This window comes from Cupriavidus sp. CER-90 (assembly GCF_057652055.1).
Map to the genome: position 1 here is coordinate 2,042,950 of NZ_JBYGYM010000002.1, position 22,491 is coordinate 2,065,440.

The following is a 22,491-nucleotide window of genomic DNA, read 5'->3' on the forward strand; positions in this document are numbered from 1 at the left end:
GGGTTGAAGCGGGAGATGCGCGAAACCATGCAGAAGGCAGCACGATGAACCCTGATACGCTCGCGGCGCTGACCCGCTCGCATTCGGTCATGGGCAAGATGCTCGACGATCTGATCCACGATGCAGGCGGGCAGGGGTTCTTCTGGCAGATCGGCATCCTGGCCGCGTGCCTGCTGGTGGCCTGGCCGCTGGCGCGCAACGTGGTCAAGCGGCTCGAAGCCCGGCACGAGACATCGAGCTTCGCGCTGCGCCTGGCGGCCGTCAGCCTGGAGCGGGCCATGTTCCCGCTGTTCGCCTGGCTGCTGGTGCTGGTGGCGCGTTACGCGCTGGCGCCGTTCGCGTCGATCAGCGTGCTGCGGCTGGCGCTGGTGCCGTTGTTCGGCATCACGGGCCTGTATTTCACCTTCTATATCCTGCGCCGGGTGATGTCCGCCAACGGACAGCTCCACGGCATGCTGGTCTTGGTGGAGAAGGTGCTGACCACGCTGGTGTGGATCGGCATGGCGCTGTACGTGGTAGGGCTGCTGCCAGACGTGGTGCGGTGGATGGAGTCCGTGCGGTTTTCGGTGGGCGGCAAGCACCCGATCAGCATTGCCGACGCGCTGATGGGTGTGGTCTGGATCCTGCTGACCGTGCTGGTGGCGATGTGGTTCGGCTCCTGGCTCGAAGACCGCCTGATGCGCGCCCAGACGCTGGACGCCAATCTCAAGGTGGTGCTGACGCGGATCACCAAGGCGCTGCTGCTGCTGGTGTCGCTGCTGGTGAGCCTGTCGCTGGTGGGGATCGACCTGACGGTGCTGTCCGTGTTCGGCGGCGCGCTGGGCGTGGGTCTCGGCCTGGGCCTGCAGAAGATCGCCAGCAACTACATCGCCGGGTTCATCATCCTGCTGGACCGCTCGATCACGCTCGGCGACCAGATCACCGTGGACAAGTACACCGGGATCGTGTCGCAGATCCGCACGCGCTATACGGTGCTGCGCAACGGCGACGGCGAAACGCTGCTGCCGAACGAGCAGCTGGTGGCCCAGTCGGTGCAGAACCATTCGTTCTCGGGGACCCATGTGCGGGTGGCGGTGCGGGTGCAGGCCGACTACAACACGGACCCCGAAACGGTGATCGGGCTGCTGCAGGAATGTGTGCGCGATATTCCACGTGTGCTCGATGCACCGGCCCCCGCCGCCTTCCTGGTGGCGTTTGCCGATAGCGGTATCGAGTACGAAGCTGCCGTCTACATCGCCGATCCGCAGAACGGCAAGCTAGGCGTGCAATCGGCGATGAACCGTGCCATCTGGCGAACTTTCCAGCAACATGGGGTGTCCATACCGTTCCCGCAGCGAGAATTGCGGGTGCTGAACCCCACTTCGGGTGCCTTGCCCGTCACCGCAGCCAACGCCGAGTAAGTTCCTCGCGCATCACCTGCGGAACAAAGGCCGATGGCCGGTATCAAAGTCGGGGAAAAAGCGGATGTCCCTCTCGCGCCGATCCGGTAGAATGCCGGGTTGTCGCGGGTATACGGGCGACCCGCAGCCCCACACCAGACAACCGCCAGATTGCAGCGGTTCGTGCCTCGGCCAGGCTCCCTCAGGGATACAGCCCGCGCCAGAAAGCTATCGCAATCGATAAATTTGCAGTCTTTTTTCTGCGCGACAGGTGCGCCGCACGGTGGTGCCGCGCTGCAAACACTCGTTTTACGACGGAGAACATAGTTTGTTCGACACAATTCTTGACTGGGCCGCCAACGGCCTCGCCAACTGGTCCTGGTGGGAGATCGTGATCTACACGCTCGTGGTGACGCACATCACGATTGCCGGTGTCACGATCTTCCTGCACCGCTGCATGGCGCACCGGTCGCTGGACCTGCATCCCATCGCCCAGCATTTCTTCCGCTTCTGGCTCTGGCTGACCACGGGCATGGTGACCAAGGAATGGACCGCCATTCACCGCAAGCACCACGCCAAGTGCGAAACCGAGGACGATCCGCACAGCCCGCAGACCCGCGGCATCCGCAAGGTGCTGCTGGAAGGCGCCGAGCTGTATCGCGCCGAGGCCAAGAACAAGGAAACCATCGCCAAGTTCGGTCACGGCACGCCCGATGACTGGGTCGAGCGCAATGTGTATTCGCGCTTCGGCTGGCAGGGCGTGGGCCTGATGCTGATCATCGACCTGGCGCTGTTCGGCGTGGTCGGCATGAGCGTGTGGGCCGTGCAGATGCTGTGGATTCCGATCCACGCCGCCGGCATCATCAACGGCCTTGGCCACTGGTGGGGTTATCGCAACTACGATTGCGAGGACGCATCGACCAACGTGTCGCCGTGGGGCTTCATCATTGGTGGCGAAGAGCTGCACAACAACCACCACACGTATCCGACGTCGGCCAAGTTCTCGATCAAGTGGTACGAGATCGACGTAGGCTGGTGGTACATCCGCGCGATGCAGTCGGTGGGCCTGGCCAAGGTCAAGAAGACCCCGCCCAAGGCTCGCCTGGTGGAAGCGCGTCCGGTGGATCACAACACGCTGGAAGCGATCATCGCCAACCGCTACGACGTGATGGCCCGCTACGCCAAGGCGCTCAAGAACGCGTACAAGGCCGAGCTGCGCAAGCACAAGGAAGGCAATTCGCCCGAGTACAAGAGCTACAAGCCGGCCCGCAAGTGGATCCACCGCGAGGAAGTGAAGCTGGGGGCGCCGCAGCGCCAGCAACTGGCCAGCATCACCGAGCAGAACAAGATGCTGCACACCTACGTGGAAATGCGCCGCGAGCTGGCCGTGATCTGGGGCCGCTCGAACATGACGCGCGAACAACTGCTGGCCCAGCTGCAGGCCTGGTGCCATCGCGCCGAAGCCAGCGGCATTCAGGCACTGCAGGAGTTTTCGCTGCGCCTGCGCCGGTACGCCTGATACAATCGCCGACGCGCCCGTCATGGCTAAAAGCCCCGCCCCAGGCGGGGCTTTTCTTTTGGCTACACTCCCCCATGTTCGCGGCATAGATCGCGCGCTCAAGCGCGGCGGCCACCGGGTGCCCCGAGGAGTACTGCACAGATGACCCCACAATCGATCAAGACCGTCGAGTTCGAAAAGCCGAACCTGGCGGATGCCGACAACGCCGCCGGCGGTAGCTGCGTGGCCCATGCCTGGGCCAAGGTGCCGCCGGCACTGACGCCGGATGAGCGCGGCGCCCTCAAGGACCGTATCCGCAAGCTGCTCAAGGCGCGCAACGCGGTGCTGGTGGCGCATTACTACGTCGATGCCGACCTGCAGGACCTGGCCGAGGAAACGGGCGGCTGTGTGTCCGATTCGCTGGAAATGGCGCGTTTCGGCCGCGATCACGCGGCGCAGACGCTGGTCGTGGCCGGCGTGCGCTTCATGGGCGAGACGGCCAAGATCCTGAGCCCCGAAAAGACCATCCTGATGCCGGACCTGGACGCGACGTGTTCGCTCGACCTGGGCTGCCCGGCCGACGAATTCACCGCGTTCTGCGACGCGCATCCGGACCGGACCGTGGTGGTCTACGCGAACACCAGTGCCGCCGTGAAGGCGCGTGCCGACTGGATGGTGACGTCCAGCATCGGCCTGAAGATCGTCGAGCATCTGCACGCGCGCGGCGAGAAGATCCTGTGGGCCCCGGACAAGCACCTGGGCAGCTATATCCAGAAGCAGACCGGCGCCGACATGCTGCTGTGGCAGGGCTCTTGCCTGGTGCATGACGAGTTCAAGGGCATCGAACTCGACCTGCTGCGCCGCGAACACCCGAAGGCGAAGATCCTGGTGCATCCGGAGTCGCCCGCGAACGTGGTGGAGCAGGCCGATGTGGTGGGCTCCACCAGCCAGCTGATTGCCGCTGCCCAGCAGCTCGACGCGAACGAATTCATCGTGGCCACCGATAACGGCATCCTGCACAAGATGCGCATGGCCGCGCCGGGCAAGCTGTTCATCGAGGCGCCCACGGCCGGTAACAGCGCCACCTGCAAGAGCTGCGCGCACTGCCCGTGGATGGCCATGAACGCACTGACCAATCTGGCCGAAGTGCTAGAGACCGGTCGCAATGAAATCCACGTCGATGCCGATATCGGCCGGCGTGCCGTCACCTGCATCGACCGCATGCTCGATTTCGCCGCGCAACAGAAGACCAATGTCCGTCCTGCCGCGGACCTGGCCAAGGCGGCCGCGCTGTTCCAGGGGGTGGGCCCGGCATGAGCGTGAATCCCGTATTCGACAGCTACGGCCCGGCGCTCAAGGCGGCGCTGGAAGCCAATGTTCGCGCCGCCATTGCCGAGGATGTGGGCACCGGCGACCTGACCGGCCTGCTGGTGCCGGCCGACAAGCCGGTGCAGGCGCGCGTGATCGTGCGGGAAGCCGCCGTGCTGTGCGGGCGCCCGTGGTTCGAGGCGTGCATGAAGGCCGTGGACGAGCGCCTGCAGGTGACGTGGCGCAAGGAAGAGGGCGCGCGCATGGCGCCCGACGACGTGGTCTGCGAGATCGCGGGCCCGGCCCGGGCGCTGCTGACCGCCGAGCGTCCGTCGCTGAACTTCCTGCAGCTGCTGTCGGGCGTGGCCACGGCCACGCGCCGCTACGCCGATCTGATCGCCGATACGCGCGCACGCGTGCTCGATACGCGCAAGACGCTGCCTGGCTTGCGGTTGGCGCAGAAGTACGCGGTGAAGGTGGGTGGCGGAGAGAATCAGCGGCTGGCGTTGTACGACGGCATCCTGATCAAGGAAAACCACATTGCCGCGGCGGGCAGCATCACGGCGGCGATGGAGGCCGCGCTGGCGCTGCGTACCGAGGCGTCGATCCAGATCGAAGTGGAATCGATCGCCGAACTTGAAGAAGCCCTGGCAGCGGGTGCGAAGTCCGTGCTGATCGACAACTTCACGCTGGAGATGATGCGCGAGGCCGTGGCCCTGAACCACGACCGTGCGCTGCTGGAAGTGTCCGGTGGCGTGAACTACGAGACGATCCGCCGGTTCGCCGAGACCGGCGTTGACCGCATCTCGGTGGGCGCGCTCACCAAGGATGTGCGCGCGACCGACTACTCGCTGCGCATCATCGGCTAAGGGCTGGCCAAGGGCCGGCCATCGGCCCGTTGATCAGCCCCGGTGCTGACGGTGGCGGGCCGCCCGGCCCGTTTCCGGCTGCAGCACCGTGGGCAGCGCCTTCGGCAGCGTTTCCGGATAGTCGCGGCTGTAGTGCAGCCCGCGGCTTTCGTGGCGCGAGTACGCGCCATCGACGATCAGCGACGCCACTTCCACCAGGTTACGCAGCTCCAGCAGGTCGCGCGTGACGCGGAAGTTGGCGTAGTACTCGGCGATCTCCTCGCGCAGCAGGCCGATACGGTGCTGGGCACGCTCCAGGCGCTTGTCGGTGCGCACGATGCCCACGTAATTCCACATCATCCGGCGCAGCTCATCCCAGTTGTGCGACACCACCACTTCTTCGTCCGCGTCCGAGACCCGGCTTTCGTCCCAGGCGGGCAGCACGATATCGGGCGCGCCGGACTTGCCCTGTGACGCGATGTCCGAGGCTGCGGCCTGGCCGATCACCATGCATTCGAGCAGCGAATTGGATGCCAGCCGGTTGGCGCCATGCAGGCCCGTGCAGCCGGTCTCGCCGACCGCGTACAGGTTGCCGATATCGGTGCGGCCCGCGGTGTCCGTGACCACGCCGCCGCAGGTGTAGTGCGCGGCCGGTACCACCGGAATCGGCTCGCGCGCGATGTCGATGCCCAGTTCCAGGCAGCGTGCGTGGATGGTGGGAAAGTGCTCTTTCAGGAACGACTCGGGCTGGTGCGTGATGTCGAGATAGACGCAGTCGATGCCGCGCTTTTTCATTTCGAAGTCGATGGCGCGGGCCACCACGTCGCGCGGCGCCAGTTCGGCACGGTCGTCGTGCTCGGGCATGAAGCGGGTCCCGTCGGGCAGCTTCAGCAGGCCGCCTTCGCCGCGCACCGCCTCGGAGATCAGGAACGACTTGGCGTAGGGGTGATAGAGGCAGGTCGGGTGGAACTGGATGAATTCCATGTTCGCCACACGGCAGCCCGCGCGCCAGGCCATGGCGATGCCGTCGCCGGTGGCCGTGTCGGGATTGGTCGTATAGAGATAGACCTTGCCCGCGCCGCCGGCCGCCAGCACCGTGTGCGTGGCCGTGATGGTGCGTACCTCGTCCGTGGTCACATCCAGCACGTAGAGGCCGTAGCAGCGGTTGCCCGGCAGTCCCAGCTTGGCCGACGTGATCAGGTCGATCGCGAACTGGTCTTCCAGGATCGTGATGTTCGGATGCTTGCGCGCCTGCTCGGCCAGCGTGGTGACCACGGCGTGGCCCGTGGCATCGGCCGCGTGGATGATCCGGCGGCGGCTGTGGCCGCCCTCGCGCGTCAGGTGGAAGCCCAGTTCGGCCTGGTCGTCGCGCGTGAACGGCACGCCGCGATCGATCAACCACTGGATTGCCTCGCGCCCATGCTCCACGATGAAGCGCGTGGCTTCCTCGTCGCAGAGTCCGGCACCGGCGACGAGCGTGTCCTGCGTATGCTCGTCGTGGCTGTCACCGGAATCGAGCACGGCTGCAATGCCGCCCTGCGCCCAGTCGCTGGCCCCCGTTGTCATGGCGCGCTTGCTGAGGATGACAACCCGGTGGGTGTCGGCCAGCTGCAGCGCGACGGTAAGGCCGGCCAGACCGCTGCCGACAATCGCGACATCGAAGTTCATGGTGCAGGGGGATCGCTTCGGGGGCGAAAGCGTGATGGGGAAAGCTGGCAAGTCTACACCGGCTTGCCACGAAACTGACATCTTTCCCTTGTCTGACAAGGGTTGGCGGGGTGTGGATAGGCGGGGAGCGCAACGCCGGCGGCGCCCAAGCCCGGTGCGGGCGGATGCCCCAAAGCAAAAAGCCCCGCGAGGGCGGGGCTTTCGGCTGAAGACCAGGGATCAATTACTTGATCTTGGTTTCCTTGTAAGGCACGTGCTTGCGGGCGATGGGATCGAACTTCGAGATCTCCATCTTTTCCGGCATGGTGCGCTTGTTCTTGGTGGTCGTATAGAAATGACCGGTACCCGCGGTCGATTCCAGCTTGATCTTGTCGCGTCCGCCTTTGCTGGCCATGATTTACTCCTTATTAGACTTCGCCGCGTGCGCGCAGGTCTGCGAGCACGGCGTCGATGCCTTTCTTGTCGATCAGGCGCAGACCGGCGTTCGAGACGCGCAGGCTCACCCAGCGGTTTTCCGATTCAACGAAGAAGCGGCGGTTCTGCAGGTTGGGCAGAAAACGGCGCTTGGTCTTGTTGTTTGCGTGGGAAACGTTGTTGCCGACCATCGGCGCTTTCCCGGTCACTTGACAGACGCGTGCCATGAAGCACTCCTAAATCTTATTCGTGGACAATGTTCGCAACAGATCAACAAAAGGCGCACGGGCCCGGACTGCAGCGGATTGGTACTTCAGCGAAACGAACATTATAGACCGGAATCGAGCGGCGAATCAATGCCTTCCGGCAGATTCGGAAGGGGGCTGTTGCGCCGTGCCGCCTGCGTCACGTGGGGTGACACCCGGAAGCCGGTCCTGCTCAGGACGCACCACGGACGAACAGTGGTGCGGGCCACACTGTAATGGGGCGGGGGCGGCCTGTCCAGCCCGGCGACGGCGGGGCAACTTCGTCGATTTCCGACACAGGGGCGCGGCCGTACCCGGCGGCGGACGGTCCAGTCGCATACAATGGCGGCTGTTGACCGGTTGACTCCCATGACTTTGCAAACTTCTTCGGCGCAAGCCGCCGCTGGTGACGCGTCCGCGCGCAAGACCGTCCAGGCCGATTCCTTCCTGACGCTTCATTACAGTATCGCCCTCGAGAACGGCACCGAAGTGGTGAGCACGTTTGAGGAAAAGCCCGCCACGCTGCTGCTGGGCCAGGGCCAGCTTGCCCCGACGCTGGAGCAGGCGCTGCTGGGCATGCCCGAGGGCGACCGCATGACGTACCGGCTGGATGCCGAGCACGCGTTCGGCCCGCGCAATCCTGAACTGCTGCAGTGGGTCTCGCTGGCCACGCTGCGCGAGAACAGCTCGTTCGAAGAGGAATACACCCCCGGCGATCTCGTCGAATTCAACGCGCCCGGCGGCGGCAAGTACGCCGGCGTGCTGAAGGAATACGGCGACACCGCGGCGCTCTTCGATTTCAACCACCCGCTGGCCGGACAGACGATCCTGTTCGACGTCCAGCTGATCGGAATTCTCTGATGTCCGCCGTGGCGATGGAACGCAGCATGACCGAACTCACTACCTCTGCAGACGCCGAAATCCTGATGGCGCAGCCGCGCGGCTTCTGCGCCGGCGTGGACCGCGCCATCGAAATCGTCGAACGCGCGCTGTCGCGGTTCGGCGCACCGATCTACGTGCGTCACGAGATCGTGCACAACGCCTACGTGGTGGCCGACCTGCGCAAGAAGGGTGCGATCTTCATCGACGAACTGGACGAAGTGCCAGCCGGTTCGACCGTCATCTTCAGTGCGCACGGCGTGTCGAAGGAAGTGCGCGCCGATGCCACGCGCCGTGGCCTCACGGTGTTCGATGCCACCTGCCCGCTGGTGACCAAGGTTCACGTCGAAGTGGGCAAGATGCGCGCCGAAGGCTGCGAGATCATCATGATCGGCCACAAGGGGCACCCCGAGGTGGAAGGCACGATGGGCCAGTCCGAACAGGGCATGCTGCTGGTGGAGTCGGTGGAAGACGTGAACCGCCTCGAGGTTGCCAACCCGGCCCAGCTGGCCTACGTCACGCAGACCACGCTGTCGGTGGACGAGACGGCCGAAATCGTGGCCGCGCTCAAGTCGCGCTTCCCGCAGATCCGCGAGCCCAAGAAGCAGGACATCTGCTATGCCACGCAGAACCGCCAGGACGCCGTGAAGTTCATGGTGCCCCAGGTGGAAGTGGTGATCGTGGTGGGCAGCCCGAACAGCTCGAACTCGAACCGCCTGCGCGAACTGGCCGACCGCCTTGGCGTGCCGGCCTACATGGTGGACGACCCCGAGCAGCTCAAGCCCGAGTGGGTGGCTGGCAAGCGCCGGATCGGCCTGACCGCCGGCGCGTCGGCGCCCGAGGCGCTGGCCCAGGCCATCGTCGAGCGCCTGCGCACGTTTGGCGTCAAGAGCGTGCGGGCGCTGGAAGGCGTGGAAGAGAACATGTCGTTCCCGTTGCCGCGCGGCCTGGCGAGCGTGTCGGTCCAGTCCTGACGACCCCGCCTGATTTCTGACGTTGCCGAACGCCGCTGGCCAGCCGCCAGCGGCGTTTGCGTTTCCAGGGGCACCTCGTCCCGATCGCGCCCCCGTTCTGGCGCGCTTCTCCGAATCCCATCGCCACCGGTTGCACCGCTCCGGTGCGCCGGGCCGTATCTTCCGGAATACGTTGCAATACGCCCTGGGCGGCGCAATGCCTTATTTGGCGTGATTATCCAGGGGTCCCTGTACGAACACGCAGACAATATCAGGGTAATCCCGGGGAATGGGGTTTTCCCTATTATGGTGCGGCGCTACATTCTGCACATTAGAGCAGGCGTCCGGTAAATCGAATGAAATGCCTAATTAATAGCACGGCATTATGGGTGGCGCCGGGACGGCTTAATTGGTGCCCTGTGCGGCGCCTCAGGCGCTGCAGGCATGATTCTTGAAAGGGAAGGAGACGGGTCTGCCAAGTGGGCGGAGATTGCCCCAATCTGTGCATTGGGGAAATTCCCTAGCTCATTTGGCGGGTAAATGGTTCAGGTTGTTGCGTCGCGTATTGCATCCGCAAAGAAAGGGGATACAATGCGCGCGTTTCAAATTGAAACTAAACAAAGGCGGTCCAGGGAATACGTCCGGGAGGCGTAGTTATTTCCCTGTTTTTGTGAATCCTAGGAGATCACTCATGCAATTCACGTTTGCCAAGATTCTGCCGATCGCGGCCGCTGTGGCGCTGGTCGCTGCATGTGGCAAGAAGGAAGAAAAGCCGGCTGATGCGGCAGCATCTGCACCGGCGGCCGCCGCGGCGCCTGCCGCCGCCGGTGGCGGTGAAACCGTCGTCAAGATCGGCCACGCCGCGCCGCTGACGGGCGGCATCGCCCACCTTGGCAAGGACAACGAAAACGGCGCGCGCCTGGCCGTCGAGGAAGTGAACAAGACCGGTCTGGAGATCGGCGGCAAGAAGATCAAGCTGGAGCTGGTGGGCGAAGACGACGCCGCCGATCCGAAGACCGGCACCGCCGTGGCCCAGAAGCTGGTGGATGCCAAGGTCGTGGCCGTGGTGGGTCACCTGAATTCGGGCGTGTCGATCCCGGCCTCGAAGATCTACAGCGACGCCGGCATCACGCAGATCTCGCCGTCGTCGACCAACCCCGACTACACCAAGCAAGGCTTCAAGACCACGTACCGCGTGGTGGCCACCGACGCCCAGCAGGGCCCGGCACTGGCCAACTACGCCGCCAAGAGCCTGCACGCCAAGAGCGTGGCGATCGTCGACGACGCCACCGCCTACGGCAAGGGCCTGGCCGACGAGTTCGAGAAGACCGCCAAGGCCGCCGGCGTGAACGTGGTGGCACGTGAAGCCACCAACGACAAGGCCACCGACTTCAAGGCCATTCTGACCAAGATCAAGGGCAAGAAGCCGGACGTGATCATGTACGGCGGCATGGACGCCACCGGCGGCCCGTTCGCCAAGCAGGCCAAGGAACTGGGCATCACGTCCAAGATCGTTGGCGGCGACGGCGTGTGTACCGACAAGGTAGCCGAACTGGCTGGCGACGCAGTGACCAACATCATCTGCTCGGAAGCCGGCCTGGCGCTGTCGAAGATGGAAACGGGCGCCGATTTCGAGAAGCGTTACCAGGCCCGTTTCAACTCGCCGGTGCAGATCTACGCACCGTTCACCTATGACGCCGTGATGGTGATCGTGGATGCGATGAAGCGCGCCAACTCGACCGAACCGGCTGCCATCCTGGCCGAAATGCCCAAGACGAACTACAAGGGCGTGATCGGCAACATCGCCTTCGACGAGAAGGGCGACATGAAGGAAGGCACCATCACGCTGTACGAGTACAAGGACAAGAAGAAGTCCGTCCTCGACGTCGTGAAGATGTAATCCGGGGCTTACCGTCCCAGACGAACGGCACCGTGAGTACCTTGCGGTGCCGTTCTTTTTAGTCTCGCCAACGTGTTATGAGCATCCTTACCATGGGTGGAACAGGGCGGGCAGCACACCAGCAAAACTGATTACCAACCTACCCGACCTATCCAACATTACCGTCCCTTCCGCGGCATCCACACCATGCCGGCCGGAGCGGGGCTGAAGCAGGAGTTTTCATGGATATCTTTATCCAGCAGATCGTGAACGGTCTGGTGCTCGGCAGCATCTATGCGCTGATCGCACTGGGCTACACCATGGTCTACGGCATTCTGGGCATCATCAACTTCGCCCATGGCGACGTCCTGATGATTGGCGCGCTGACCGCTTTGTCGGCAATCATGGGGCTGCAGAAATTCGCCCCCGGCCTGCCCGAATGGCTGACGCTGGTGATCGCCACGCTGATCGCCATGCCCGTCTGTGCAGTGCTTGCCTATACCATTGAACGCGTGGCCTACCGGCCGTTGCGCAACGCGCCGCGCCTGGCCCCGCTGATTACCGCGATCGGTGTCTCGATCATCCTCCAGACCATGGGGATGCTGATCTGGTCGCGCAACCCGCTGACGTTCCCGCAACTGCTGCCGTCGGACCCGATCGACATCGGTTCCACCGGCGCCACCATCACCGGCAAGGAAATGGTCATCATCGGCCTGGCCGTGATGGTCATGGCAGGCCTGCTGGCCCTGGTCAACCGCACCAAGCTCGGCCGCGCCATGCGCGCCACCGCCGAGAACCAGAAGGTGGCGGGCCTGATGGGCGTGAACCCCAACTTCGTGATCTCGGCCACATTCATGATCGGCGCCACGCTGGCGGCGCTGGCGGGCGTGATGATGGCCACCAACTACGGCAACGCCCACTTCTACATGGGCTTCATCCCCGGCCTGAAGGCGTTCACCGCCGCCGTGCTGGGCGGCATCGGCAACCTGGCGGGCGCCATGGTGGGCGGCATGCTGCTGGGGCTGATCGAGGCACTGGGCGCCGGCTATATCGGCGACCTGACCAATGGCGTGTTCGGCTCGAACTACCAGGACGTGTTTGCCTTCATCGTGCTGATTACCGTACTCGTGTTCCGTCCGTCCGGCATCATGGGCGAACGCGTGGCCGACCGGGCCTGAGGAGAGAGAATCCATGAATACTCCGATTCCATCCACGGCCGTGGCGGCACCGTCGCGTGTCCCGGCCAAGACCCTGGCGGCCTTGCTGGCCTTCCTGGTGGTGGCGCTGTGCGCGCCGTTCTTCGTCCAGACCTTCGGCGGCAACTACTGGGTGCGCGTGCTCGACTTCGCGCTGCTCTACATCATGCTGGCGCTGGGCCTGAACATCGTGGTGGGCTTTGCCGGCCTGCTTGACCTGGGCTACATCGCGTTCTACGCGGTGGGGGCCTACAGCATGGCGCTGCTCGGTTCGCCGCACCTGGCCAACCAGTTCGAGTGGATCCACCAGCTGTTCCCGAACGGCCTGCACCTGACGATGTGGCTCGTATTGCCATGCGCGGTGCTGATCGCGGCCACCTTCGGGGTGCTGCTGGGGGCGCCGACGCTGAAGCTGCGCGGCGACTACCTGGCCATCGTGACCCTGGGCTTCGGCGAGATCATCCGGATCTTCATGAACAACCTGGACCGTCCGGTGAACATCACCAACGGCCCCAAGGGCATCACGGCGGTGGACCCGGTGCATATCTTCGGCTTCGACTTCTCGAAATCGCACGAGATCTTCGGGATGAAGTTCACGCCGGTCTTCATGTACTACTACCTGCTGGTGTTCCTGGTCATCGTGATCGTGTTCATCTGCCTGCGCCTGCAGAACTCGCGCATCGGCCGGGCCTGGGTGGCCATCCGCGAAGACGAGATCGCGGCCAAGGCCATGGGCATCAACACCCGCAACATGAAGCTGCTGGCCTTTGCCATGGGGGCGTCGTTCGGCGGCGCCTCGGGTGCGGTGTTCGGCGCTTTCCAGGGCTTTGTCTCGCCCGAATCGTTCACGCTGTGGGAATCGATCTACATCCTGGCCATCGTGGTGCTGGGCGGCATGGGCCATATCCCGGGCGTGATCCTGGGCGGCGTCCTGCTGGTGGGTTTCCAGGAACTGCTGCGCGTGGTGGCGGAGCCTATCCAGACCGGGCTGTTCGGCCACGTGATCGTCGACGCCGAAGTGCTGCGTCAGCTGTTGTTCGGCCTGGCGCTGGTGGCGGTGATGCTGTACCGCCCGGCAGGCATCTGGCCATCGCCGCGCAAGGAAGACCGCCCGGTGGTGCGCCGCGCGGGCAACGTGGGCCGTTTCTGAGCAGGAGGACAACATGAGCAATTCCGAATTCCTCCTGTCCGTACAGGGGGTCAACAAGCGTTTCGGCGGCCTGCAGGCGCTGTCCGATGTGGGCCTGCAGATCAAGCCCGGTGAAATTTACGGCCTGATCGGCCCGAACGGCGCGGGCAAGACCACGTTCTTCAACGTGATCACGGGCCTGTACACGCCCGATTCGGGCGAGTTCGTGCTGGGCGGCAAGCCGTACCAGCCGACCGCCGTGCACGAGGTGGCCAAGACCGGCATCGCGCGGACGTTCCAGAACATCCGCCTCTTCGGCGACATGACCGCGCTGGAAAACGTGATGGTGGGCCGCCATGTGCGGACCAAGGCCGGCCTGTTCGGCGCCGTGTTCCGTCCGCCTGCGGTGCGCCGGGAGGAAGAGGGCATCGAGGACATGGCGCACGACCTGCTGGACTACGTCGGCATTGGCAAATACGCCAATTTCACCTCGAAGAACCTGTCGTACGGCCACCAGCGCCGTCTGGAGATCGCCCGCGCGCTGGCCACCGAGCCCAAGCTGCTGGCCCTGGACGAGCCCGCGGCGGGCATGAACGCCACCGAGAAGGTGGAACTGCGCGGCCTGCTGGAAAAGATCAAGAACGATGGCAAGACCATCCTGCTGATCGAGCACGACGTGAAACTGGTGATGGGCCTGTGCAACCGCATGACCGTGCTGGACTACGGCAAGGTCATCGCGCAGGGCCTGCCGCATGAAGTCCAGAGCAATCCTGCCGTGATCGAGGCCTACCTCGGCGCGTCGGCGCATTAAGGCGGGAGAGAAGCCATGCCACAAACGATTCTGAAGATTGCGGGCCTGAAGGTGGCCTATGGCGGCATCCAGGCCGTCAAGGGTGTCGATCTGGAGATCCAGGACGGCGAACTCGTGACGCTGATCGGTGCCAACGGCGCCGGCAAGACCACGACCATGAAGGCCATCACCGGCCTGCAGGGCTGGGCCGGCGGCGACGTGGAGTACATGGGCAAGTCCATCAAGGGCGTGCCCAGCTACACGCTGCTCAAGCAGGGCCTGGCGATGGTGCCGGAAGGCCGCGGCGTGTTCGCGCGCATGACGATCACCGAAAACCTGCAGATGGGCGCGTACACGCGCAACGACGAGGCCGGGATCAAGGCCGACATCGACCGCATGTTCGAGACGTTCCCGCGCCTGAAGGAACGTGCCAACCAGCTGGCCGGCACGATGTCCGGCGGCGAGCAGCAGATGCTGGCCATGGCGCGTGCGCTGATGAGCCAGCCCAAGCTGCTGCTGCTGGACGAACCGTCGATGGGTCTGTCGCCGATCATGGTCGAGAAGATCTTCGAGGTGGTGCGTACCGTGTCGGGGCAGGGCGTGACCGTGCTGCTGGTCGAGCAGAACGCGCGCCTGGCGCTGCAGGCCGCCCACCGCGGCTACGTGATGGAGTCGGGCCTGATCACGATGAGCGGCGACGCCAAGCAGATGCTGGACGATCCGAAGGTGCGGGCCGCGTATCTGGGCGAGTAATGCACCGAGGGTGTTCTCCCCTCTCCCGCTTGCGGGAGAGGGGCGGGGGAGAGGGCAAGCAGTTCAAATTGCAACAGACTGCAAGCAGAACCGCATTCCCCTCTCCCCCAACCCCTCTCCCACGTCGTGGGAGAGGGGCGCAAGACTAAAAAGCCTCGCGTTCTGCGAGGCTTTTTTGCTTACGCCAGCTTCTTCAGCAACGCGCGCAGCATGCCGATCATCTGGTCGATCTCTTCGCGCGTCACGTTCAGGGCCGGCATGAAGCGCAGCAGGCTCGGCCGCGGCGCGTTCAGCAGCAGGCCGGTCGGGTTCATCTCGCGCGCTTCCTCCACGATCTGCGGGCCGATGTCCTTGCCCAGCACCAGCGCGCGCAGCAGGCCTTCGCCGCGTTCGCCGCCCAGGCCGAACTCGGCCGACAGCGCCAGCAGCTGCTCGCGCAGGTATTCGCCCTTGGCCTTCACGTCGTCCAGGAAGCCCGGCGCGGTCAGCTGCGAGATCACCGAGCTGCCCACGGCCGTCATCAGCGGGTTGCCGTTGTACGTGCCGCCCTGGTCGCCGGCCTCGAAGCTGGCCACGTCGGCCTTGCACAGCAGTGCCGACAGCGGTACGCCGCCGCCAATGCCCTTGCCCAGCGTCATGATGTCCGGCTCCACGCCCGACAGTTCGTACGCGAACAGCGTGCCGCAGCGGCCGCAGCCGGTCTGCACTTCATCGACGATCAGCAGCAGCTTGTGCTTGTCGGCCAGCGCGCGCAGGCCCTGCATGAACTCGCGGCTGGCGGGGATCACGCCGCCTTCGCCCTGCACCGGTTCCAGCATGATGCCGACGGTCTTGTCGTTGATCAGCTTTTCCACCGAAGCCAGATCGTTCAGGTTGGCCTTCGGGAAGCCCGGCACCTGCGGCGCGAAGATGGTGTCCCAGCCGGCCTTGCCCGATGCGCTCATGGTCGCCAGCGTGCGCCCATGGAAGCTGTGGTCCATCGTGATGATCTCGAACGCGCCGTCCTTGTGCTTGCGGCCCCATTTGCGCGCCAGCTTGATCGCGCCTTCGTTGGCTTCGGCGCCGCTGTTGGCGAAGAACACCTTGTCGAAGCAGCTGTTGTCGGTCAGCTGCTGCGCGAGCTTCAGCATCGGCTCGTTGTAGAAGGCCGGGCTCGGGTTCAGCAGCTTGCGGGCTTGCTGTTCCAGCGCCTGGATCATGCCCTCGTTGGAATGGCCCAGCGCGTTGACCGCCCAGCCCTGCACGAAATCCAGATAGCGCTTGCCGTTATGGTCCGTCAGCCACGAACCCTTGCCTTCGGTGAAGACCAGTTCGGGGCGGTTGGTGATGTACATCAGCGATTGGACGGGAAACTCAGCAAATGCCATGGCGGACTCCTGGGATCGGCACGAAAAGAGGGACGGAGAAAAGCAAAAAGCCACGGGGGCTGCCCGTGGCTTGTTGACCTGAACAAACGCTGTCTGCGGTCAGCCGCGCGGCACCCCGGAGGGGAGCAACGTACGTGCGCGGCGTCGGATCATGGCGGTGTTCATGGCGGCCAATATAAGACGCATGCGCCCGGGTGTCAAAGCGAAATTTGGCAGACCCGGGTGGCATTGTTGTGTCGGCGCCAACGGCGGCGGGGCCGGTCAGGTGCTGCCGGCCGCGTGCAGATCGGCCTCGGACGTGAACGAATCGGCGAAGAACGCGTCCTCGTGCAGGCGGCACTGGGCCGAGAAATCGGTGCGCGCGGCGTTGACCATGACCGGCGCGCCGCAGGCGTAGACCTCGTGGCCCGACAGGTCCGGATGGTCGGCCATCACGGCCTGGTGGACAAAGCCGGTACGGCCCGTCCAGTTGTCGCCGGCCTGCGCGTCGGACACCACCGGCACGTACCTGAAGTTCGGCAGGTCGCGCGCCCACTGCTCGCACAGCGCATGCATGTACAGGTCGGCCGGACGGCGGCCGCCCCAGTACAGCGTCATCGGGCGCGTGATGCCGGTGTAGGCGGCGTGCTCGACGATGGCCTTGATCGGCGCGAAGCCGGTGCCCGATGCCAGCAGGATGATCGGCTTGTCCGAATCCTCGCGCAGGAAGAAGCTGCCCAGCGGGCCCTCGAAGCGCAGGATGTCGCGTTCCTTCATGGCCGGCATGCCTTCCCTGGCGCCGAACACGTAGTCGGTGAACGCGCCGCCGGGCATGTGGCGGATATGCAGTTCGATCGGGCCTTCCTCGTGCGGCGGCGTGGCGATCGAATAGCTGCGGCGCTTGCCGTCGCGCAGCAGGAATTCCACGTACTGGCCGGCCAGGAACTGCATGCGCTCGGTGGCGGGCAGTTGCAGCTTGACCGAGATCACGTCGTCGGCCAGGCGCTCCATGGTGGCCACGCGGCACGGGATCTTCTTGATGGGGATGTCGCCGGCGCCATGCACCTCGCGGCATTCGATCGTGATGTCCGACGTGGCGTTGGCGCAGCAGAACAGCGCGCGGCCCTCGGTCTTTTCCTGGGCGGTCAGCGCCGATGCGGCATGGTCGCCCTGGTGGATCGTACCCTCGACCACGCGGCCCTTGCACGACCCGCAGGCGCCGTTCTTGCAGCCGTAGGGCAGGCCGATGCTATGGCGCAGCGCGGCGCCCAGGATGGTTTCGTCGGCAGCCACTTCGAACTTGTGGCCACTCGGCATGACGGTAACTTGATAAGCCATAATCGGGTCTATGAACCAAATTCTGTCGCCGCAAGCGGCGTTGTCTTCCCCACGGGGCGTCCGGCGTCGGCGGCTGGGCCGTCCGCGCCTGCTGATCGTTGGCTGCGGCGATGTGGGCACCCGCATCCTGCGCGTGCTGGCCACGCGCATGCGCGTGTTCGCCGTGACATCGCAACCATCGCGCCAGGCGGCACTGCGCGAAGCCGGCGCGATACCGCTGGTGGCCAACCTGGATCAGCCGGCCACGCTGGCACGGCTGTCGCGGCTGGCCGGCCGGGTCATCGACCTGGCGCCGCCGCCCGGTCAGGGCGATGGCGATCCACGCACGCAAGCGTTGCTGGGTGCGCTACGGCGCACCAGCTGGCGTCGCACGCGCGCCCTGCGGCCCGGTGTCAGCGAGGCCGCCATTCTACCCGAGCGGGGCTGGCATCGCGCGTTTGAGGCATCGGCGCGCCACCGGGCCCCGGGGGCCTTCATCTACGCCAGCACCACCGGCGTCTACGGCGACCGCGGCGGCGCGCGCGTGCAGGAATTTCATGCGGTGCGTCCGCAGACGGCACGGGCCCGGCGGCGCGTGGCGGCGGAAGCGGCGGTGCGCGCCTTTGGGCGCGACGCCGGCTGGCGGACCGGCATCGTGCGCATTCCGGGCATCTATGCCGAAGACCGGCTGCCCGTGGCGCGCCTGAACAAGGGCACGCCGGCGCTGGCGCCGCAGGACGACGTCTACACGAGCCATATCCATGCCGACGACCTGGCGCGGGCGATGATCGCCGCGCTGTGGCGCGGCCGCCCGCAGCGCGTGGTGCATGCCAGCGACGACACCGAACTGCGCATGGCCGACTATTTCGACCTCGTGGCAGACCGCAAGGGCCTGCCGCGCCCGCCGCGCATCACCCGCCAGCAGGCGCGGGACACCATCGACCCCACGCTCCTGAGCTTCATGAGCGAATCGCGCCGGCTCGACAACCGCCGGCTCAAGCGCGAACTGCGGCTGCGGCTGCGTTATCCCACGGTCAGCGCGTTTTTTGATCGCTGACGCGGCCCATGCCGATCTCTGGCACCCCTCTCCCGCCTGGCGGGAGAGGGGACCAACCATCACGTAGCGGCCACCTCTTTCCAGGCCAGGCACGCCCATTGCGTCACCCTGCGCCTGCGTCACCTGTATAGACAAGTTGGTGCATCCTGCGGCACTGCGTGCTAATCCCATGCGCCGCTGCGGTGCATTGCAGCATGATCGGGCACCGCAATTGCGCGCCCTCGTTGGCATTCAGCAAGACGCACTTGACTGACGACTCAGGTAAACCCCGGGTTTGACTTGTATATACAGCATTGATAGATTGCCTTCACCCCACGACTGATGGAGCCGACAGCATGAAGCTGCCCCTGCCGTTCCGTTTTGCCGCCGTTGCGTCCACCCTTGCCGCCGCAGTCCTGGCCGCGCCCGCCCACGCCCAGAACACGCCGGTCACCATCGGCATGAGCGGCTGGACCGGTTTCGCGCCGCTGACGCTGGCCGACAAGGCGGGCATCTTCAAGAAGCACGGCGTGGATGTGGATATCAAGATGATTCCGCAGAAGGACCGCCACCTGGCGCTGGCCTCCGGGGCCATCCAGTGCGCGGCCACCACCGTGGAAACCCACGTGGCCTGGAACGCCAACGGCGTGCCCATCACCCAGATCGTCCAGCTCGACAAGTCGTACGGCGCCGACGGCCTGGCCGTGCGCAGCGACGTGAAGACGTTTGCGGACCTCAAGGGCAAGACCATCGGCGTCGATGCGCCGGGCACCGCGCCGTACTTCGGGCTGGCGTGGATGCTGAAGAAGAACGGCATGACGCTCAAGGACGTGAAGCTGACCACGCTGTCGCCGCAGGCGGCCGCGCAGGCGTTCGTGGCGGGCCAGAACGACGGCGCCATGACCTACGAGCCGTATCTGTCCACGGTGCGCGCCAATCCGGAGCGCGGCAAGATCCTGGCCACCACGCTCGACTACCCGATGGTGACCGACACGCTGGGCTGTGCGCCGAAATGGCTCAAGGACAATCCCAAGGCCGCCCAGGCGCTGGTCGACAGCTACTTCGAGGCGCTGGAGATGATCCGCAAGGAGCCGGAGAAGTCCAACGACATCATGGGCGCGGCCGTCAAGCAGACCGGCGAGCAGTTTGCCAAGTCGTCGGCCTACCTGCGCTGGCAGGACAAGGCGGCCAACCAGAAATTCTTCTCGGGCGAGCTGGCCAGCTTCAGCAAGGAAGCAGCCGATGTGCTCAAGGATATCGGCGTGATCCGCCAGGTGCCCGACGTGACGGCGCTCTATGACGCCCGATACCTCAAGTAAGCCGGAGTCCGTGATGTCGTCGTCCGTGCAAGCCCCCGCCACGGCGCGCCCGCCCGCGCCCATCGCCGCCCAGCCGGCGGACCGTGCGCCGCGTGCGCGCCATCCGTGGCTGTCGCCGCTGGTGCCGGTGTCGTCGCAGGCGCGCTGGATCCTTGGCCTGTCGTTCTTCGTGGCGTTCTTCGGCGTCTGGGCCGTGGTCACGCTGGGCGGCCTGGTGCCGCGCACGTTCCTGGCCGATCCGGTGACGATGGCGCACGAGGGCTGGCTGCTGTTCACGCAGTACGGCTTCATCGGCGATATCGGCATGACCGTCTGGCGCGTGGTCGGCGGCTTCGTGCTGGCCGCCGTGCTGGCCGTGCCGCTGGGCATCTTCATGGGGTCCTACAAGGCGGCCGAGGCGTTTTTCGAGCCGTTCGTGTCGTTCTGCCGCTACCTGCCGGCGTCGGCGTTCATCCCGCTGCTGATCCTGTGGGCCGGCATTGGCGAGACGCAGAAGCTGCTGGTGATCTTCATCGGCTCGTTTTTCCAGATCGTGCTGATGGTGGCGGTCACGGTGGGCGGCGCGCGCAAGGACCTGGTGGAGGCCGCCTACACGCTGGGCGCCACGCCGCGCGGCATCGTGCGCCGCGTGCTGATTCCGGGCGCGGCGCCCGAGATTGCCGAGACGCTGCGGCTGGTACTGGGCTGGGCGTGGACGTACGTGATCGTGGCCGAGCTGATCGGCTCGTCCTCGGGCATCGGCCACATGATTACCGACAGCCAGGCGCTGCTGAACACCGGGCAGATCATCTTCGGCATCATCGTCATCGGCTGCATCGGGCTGGTGTCCGACCTGGTCTTCAAGCTGGCCAACCAGCGCCTGTTTCCGTGGAGTTCGATCAAATGAGCGCGCTGTCGATCCAGCAGGTATCCCGTACCTTCGAGAATCCGCGCGGCGGCAGCACGCAGGCGTTGCTGCCGGTCGATTTCGAGGTGCGCGACAACGATTTCGTGACGATCCTGGGCCCGTCGGGCTGCGGCAAATCCACGCTGCTGCGCATCGTGGCCGGGCTCGATACCCCCAGCGGCGGCCGCGTGCTGCTCGACGGCCAGCCGGTGGCCGGTCCGGGCGCCGACCGCGGCATGGTGTTCCAGTCGTACACGCTGTTTCCGTGGCTGACGATCGAGCAGAACGTGCGCTTCGGGCTGCGCGAACGCGGCATGAGCCTGGCCGAGCAGAAGGAACGTAGTGATTTCTTTATCGCCCGCGTGGGGCTGCGCGGCTTCGAGCAGCACTACCCCAAGCAGCTGTCGGGCGGCATGCAGCAGCGCACGGCGATTGCGCGGGCGCTGGCCAACGATCCGAAGATCCTGCTGCTGGACGAGCCGTTCGGCGCGCTGGACAACCAGACGCGCGTGCTGATGCAGGAGCTGCTGCTCGGGATCTGGGAGTCGCACCGCAAGACGGTATTATTCGTCACGCACGATATCGACGAGGCCATTTTCATGGCCAACCGCGTGGCGGTCTTTTCCGCGCGGCCCGGTCGGATCAAGAGCGAGATCGCGGTGGACTTTGCCCATCCGCGCCATTACACGATCAAGACATCGCCCGAGTTCTCCGTGCTCAAGGCGCGGCTCACCGAGGAGATTCGTGCCGAAGCCATGGCATCGGCCGAGCACTGAACCGGCAATCCGGCATTCCGCAACAGGTCATGAATCCGTCCGCCAACCCGGCACCTTCCCCGTCCAACGCTCCGGCCGCGCTGTACCAGCAGGTCAAGGAGTACATCGCGCGCCAGATCCAGAGCGGCGCGTGGCAGCCCGGCGACCGCGTGCCGTCCGAGCAGGAACTGGTGAACCGCTTCTCGGTGTCGCGCATGACGGTCAACCGGGCCTTGCGCGAACTGTCGGAGCAGGGCAGGGTGGTGCGCGTGGCCGGCGTGGGCACGTTCGTGGCCGAACACAAGCCGCAATCCACGCTGCTGTCGGTGGTCAACCTGCAGGACGAGATCCGCATGCGCGGCCACGACTACGCCTGCGACGTGATCCTGGTGGAACGCGTGTCGGCGTCGATCGAGGTGGCCGCCGCGCTGGAACTGCGCACCGGCGAATCGGTGTACCACTCGATCTGCATCCACCGCGAAGACGGCTTGCCGGTGCAGCTGGAAGACCGCTACGTGAATCCGCGCGTGGCGCCCGATTTCATCACGCAGGATTTTGCCGATACGCAGCCGGGCGAGTACCTGCTGCGCAACGTGCCGTATGACCAGGTGGAGCACGTGGTCGATGCCATCGCCGCCACGGCCGAACAGGCCGCGCATCTCGAGATGCCGCCCACGCAGCCCTGCCTGCTGCTGACCCGCCGCACCTGGACGCATGGCGTGCCGGTCACATTCGTTCGCTGCCTGCACCCGGGCAACCGGTATCGGCTGGGCAGCCGGTTTCGCGCCGACGGCAATCCCGCCTTCGGCTAGAACAGATTCCCGAGGCCAGCCAAAAGCCGGCCATCGGGTTTATTTTTCGACTAACCTGTATAGACAGGCTCATACAACAAA

21 protein-coding genes are annotated in these 22,491 nt (G+C 65.2%); 16 read left to right on the forward strand and 5 right to left on the reverse strand.

Annotation, left to right across the window (positions count from 1 at the left end; all coding sequences use genetic code 11):
• Positions 1-44 precede the first annotated feature (44 nt).
• The 4 genes from AC24R4_RS20020 (at position 45) to nadC (ending at position 5,054) form a co-directional block, all read left to right on the forward strand.
• A complete protein-coding gene (locus AC24R4_RS20020; RefSeq protein ID WP_400391662.1) occupies positions 45-1,400 on the forward strand; it encodes a mechanosensitive ion channel family protein in 1,356 nt (451 codons plus the stop codon).
• A gap of 307 nt (positions 1,401-1,707) precedes the next feature.
• Entirely contained in the window at positions 1,708-2,898 is a 1,191-nt protein-coding gene (locus AC24R4_RS20025; RefSeq protein ID WP_400391664.1) for a DesA family fatty acid desaturase, read from the forward strand.
• 141 nt (positions 2,899-3,039) lie between these two features.
• Entirely contained in the window at positions 3,040-4,194 is a 1,155-nt protein-coding gene (gene nadA, locus AC24R4_RS20030) for a quinolinate synthase NadA (protein ID WP_400391667.1), read from the forward strand.
• On the forward strand, positions 4,191-5,054 hold the full coding sequence (gene nadC, locus AC24R4_RS20035) for a carboxylating nicotinate-nucleotide diphosphorylase (RefSeq protein ID WP_487523506.1): 864 nt from the start codon (positions 4,191-4,193) through the stop codon (positions 5,052-5,054). Before nadA ends, nadC begins: the two co-directional genes overlap by 4 nt.
• Positions 5,055-5,087: 33 nt before the next feature.
• Here nadC and nadB read toward each other — a convergent pair whose 3' ends face one another.
• The 3 genes from nadB to rpmB all read right to left on the reverse strand — a co-directional run bounded on the left by nadB (position 5,088) and on the right by rpmB (position 7,342).
• Positions 5,088-6,701: an L-aspartate oxidase gene (gene nadB, locus AC24R4_RS20040; protein ID WP_400395642.1), complete on the reverse strand. Its 1,614-nt coding sequence runs from the start codon at positions 6,699-6,701 to the stop codon at positions 5,088-5,090.
• A 223-nt stretch (positions 6,702-6,924) separates the two neighbouring features.
• Positions 6,925-7,095, reverse strand: coding sequence for a 50S ribosomal protein L33 (rpmG, locus tag AC24R4_RS20045; RefSeq protein ID WP_029051226.1), 171 nt, complete (start codon positions 7,093-7,095; stop codon positions 6,925-6,927).
• Between the two features lie 13 nt (positions 7,096-7,108).
• Complete coding sequence (gene rpmB, locus AC24R4_RS20050; RefSeq protein ID WP_008644908.1) at positions 7,109-7,342, reverse strand: 50S ribosomal protein L28; 234 nt, start codon at positions 7,340-7,342, stop codon at positions 7,109-7,111.
• Between the two features lie 387 nt (positions 7,343-7,729).
• On the opposite strand from rpmB, the gene AC24R4_RS20055 reads away from it, so the two are divergent.
• The 7 genes from AC24R4_RS20055 to AC24R4_RS20085 all read left to right on the forward strand — a co-directional run bounded on the left by AC24R4_RS20055 (position 7,730) and on the right by AC24R4_RS20085 (position 14,939).
• Complete coding sequence (locus tag AC24R4_RS20055; protein WP_400395645.1) at positions 7,730-8,221, forward strand: FKBP-type peptidyl-prolyl cis-trans isomerase; 492 nt, start codon at positions 7,730-7,732, stop codon at positions 8,219-8,221.
• Positions 8,221-9,213, forward strand: a complete 993-nt coding sequence (gene ispH, locus AC24R4_RS20060; RefSeq protein ID WP_153947353.1) for a 4-hydroxy-3-methylbut-2-enyl diphosphate reductase — start codon at positions 8,221-8,223, stop codon at positions 9,211-9,213. The genes AC24R4_RS20055 and ispH overlap by 1 nt, the downstream gene beginning before the upstream one ends.
• 670 nt (positions 9,214-9,883) lie before the next feature.
• Positions 9,884-11,092, forward strand: coding sequence for a branched-chain amino acid ABC transporter substrate-binding protein (locus AC24R4_RS20065; RefSeq protein WP_153947354.1), 1,209 nt, complete (start codon positions 9,884-9,886; stop codon positions 11,090-11,092).
• Between the two features lie 221 nt (positions 11,093-11,313).
• A complete protein-coding gene (locus AC24R4_RS20070) occupies positions 11,314-12,249 on the forward strand; it encodes a branched-chain amino acid ABC transporter permease (RefSeq protein ID WP_092601748.1) in 936 nt (311 codons plus the stop codon).
• Between the two features lie 13 nt (positions 12,250-12,262).
• Complete coding sequence (locus AC24R4_RS20075; RefSeq protein WP_400394916.1) at positions 12,263-13,417, forward strand: ABC transporter permease subunit; 1,155 nt, start codon at positions 12,263-12,265, stop codon at positions 13,415-13,417.
• 13 nt (positions 13,418-13,430) lie between these two features.
• Positions 13,431-14,207: an ABC transporter ATP-binding protein gene (locus tag AC24R4_RS20080; RefSeq protein ID WP_400394918.1), complete on the forward strand. Its 777-nt coding sequence runs from the start codon at positions 13,431-13,433 to the stop codon at positions 14,205-14,207.
• A 15-nt stretch (positions 14,208-14,222) separates the two neighbouring features.
• The gene (locus tag AC24R4_RS20085) at positions 14,223-14,939 is read left to right on the forward strand and encodes an ABC transporter ATP-binding protein (protein WP_092601742.1); all 717 of its coding nucleotides are present in this window, start codon (positions 14,223-14,225) and stop codon (positions 14,937-14,939) included.
• 179 nt (positions 14,940-15,118) lie between these two features.
• Here AC24R4_RS20085 and AC24R4_RS20090 read toward each other — a convergent pair whose 3' ends face one another.
• Positions 15,119-16,306, reverse strand: a complete 1,188-nt coding sequence (locus AC24R4_RS20090) for an acetylornithine transaminase (protein WP_400395867.1) — start codon at positions 16,304-16,306, stop codon at positions 15,119-15,121.
• A gap of 261 nt (positions 16,307-16,567) precedes the next feature.
• A complete protein-coding gene (locus AC24R4_RS20095; protein WP_400395865.1) occupies positions 16,568-17,623 on the reverse strand; it encodes a CDP-6-deoxy-delta-3,4-glucoseen reductase in 1,056 nt (351 codons plus the stop codon).
• 10 nt (positions 17,624-17,633) lie between these two features.
• Here AC24R4_RS20095 and AC24R4_RS20100 point away from each other — a divergent pair, with 10 nt between their 5' ends.
• From AC24R4_RS20100 to hutC, 5 genes are all read left to right on the forward strand, one after another.
• Positions 17,634-18,659, forward strand: coding sequence for an NAD-dependent epimerase/dehydratase family protein (locus AC24R4_RS20100; RefSeq protein WP_400395863.1), 1,026 nt, complete (start codon positions 17,634-17,636; stop codon positions 18,657-18,659).
• A 335-nt stretch (positions 18,660-18,994) separates the two neighbouring features.
• Positions 18,995-19,957: an ABC transporter substrate-binding protein gene (locus AC24R4_RS20105; RefSeq protein ID WP_400392847.1), complete on the forward strand. Its 963-nt coding sequence runs from the start codon at positions 18,995-18,997 to the stop codon at positions 19,955-19,957.
• A 13-nt stretch (positions 19,958-19,970) separates the two neighbouring features.
• Entirely contained in the window at positions 19,971-20,843 is an 873-nt protein-coding gene (locus AC24R4_RS20110) for an ABC transporter permease (protein WP_400392849.1), read from the forward strand.
• Positions 20,840-21,619: an ABC transporter ATP-binding protein gene (locus tag AC24R4_RS20115; protein WP_400392851.1), complete on the forward strand. Its 780-nt coding sequence runs from the start codon at positions 20,840-20,842 to the stop codon at positions 21,617-21,619. Before AC24R4_RS20110 ends, AC24R4_RS20115 begins: the two co-directional genes overlap by 4 nt.
• Before the next feature lie 29 nt (positions 21,620-21,648).
• Positions 21,649-22,410, forward strand: a complete 762-nt coding sequence (hutC, locus tag AC24R4_RS20120; protein WP_153947363.1) for a histidine utilization transcriptional repressor HutC — start codon at positions 21,649-21,651, stop codon at positions 22,408-22,410.
• The last annotated feature ends 81 nt before the right edge of the window (positions 22,411-22,491 follow it).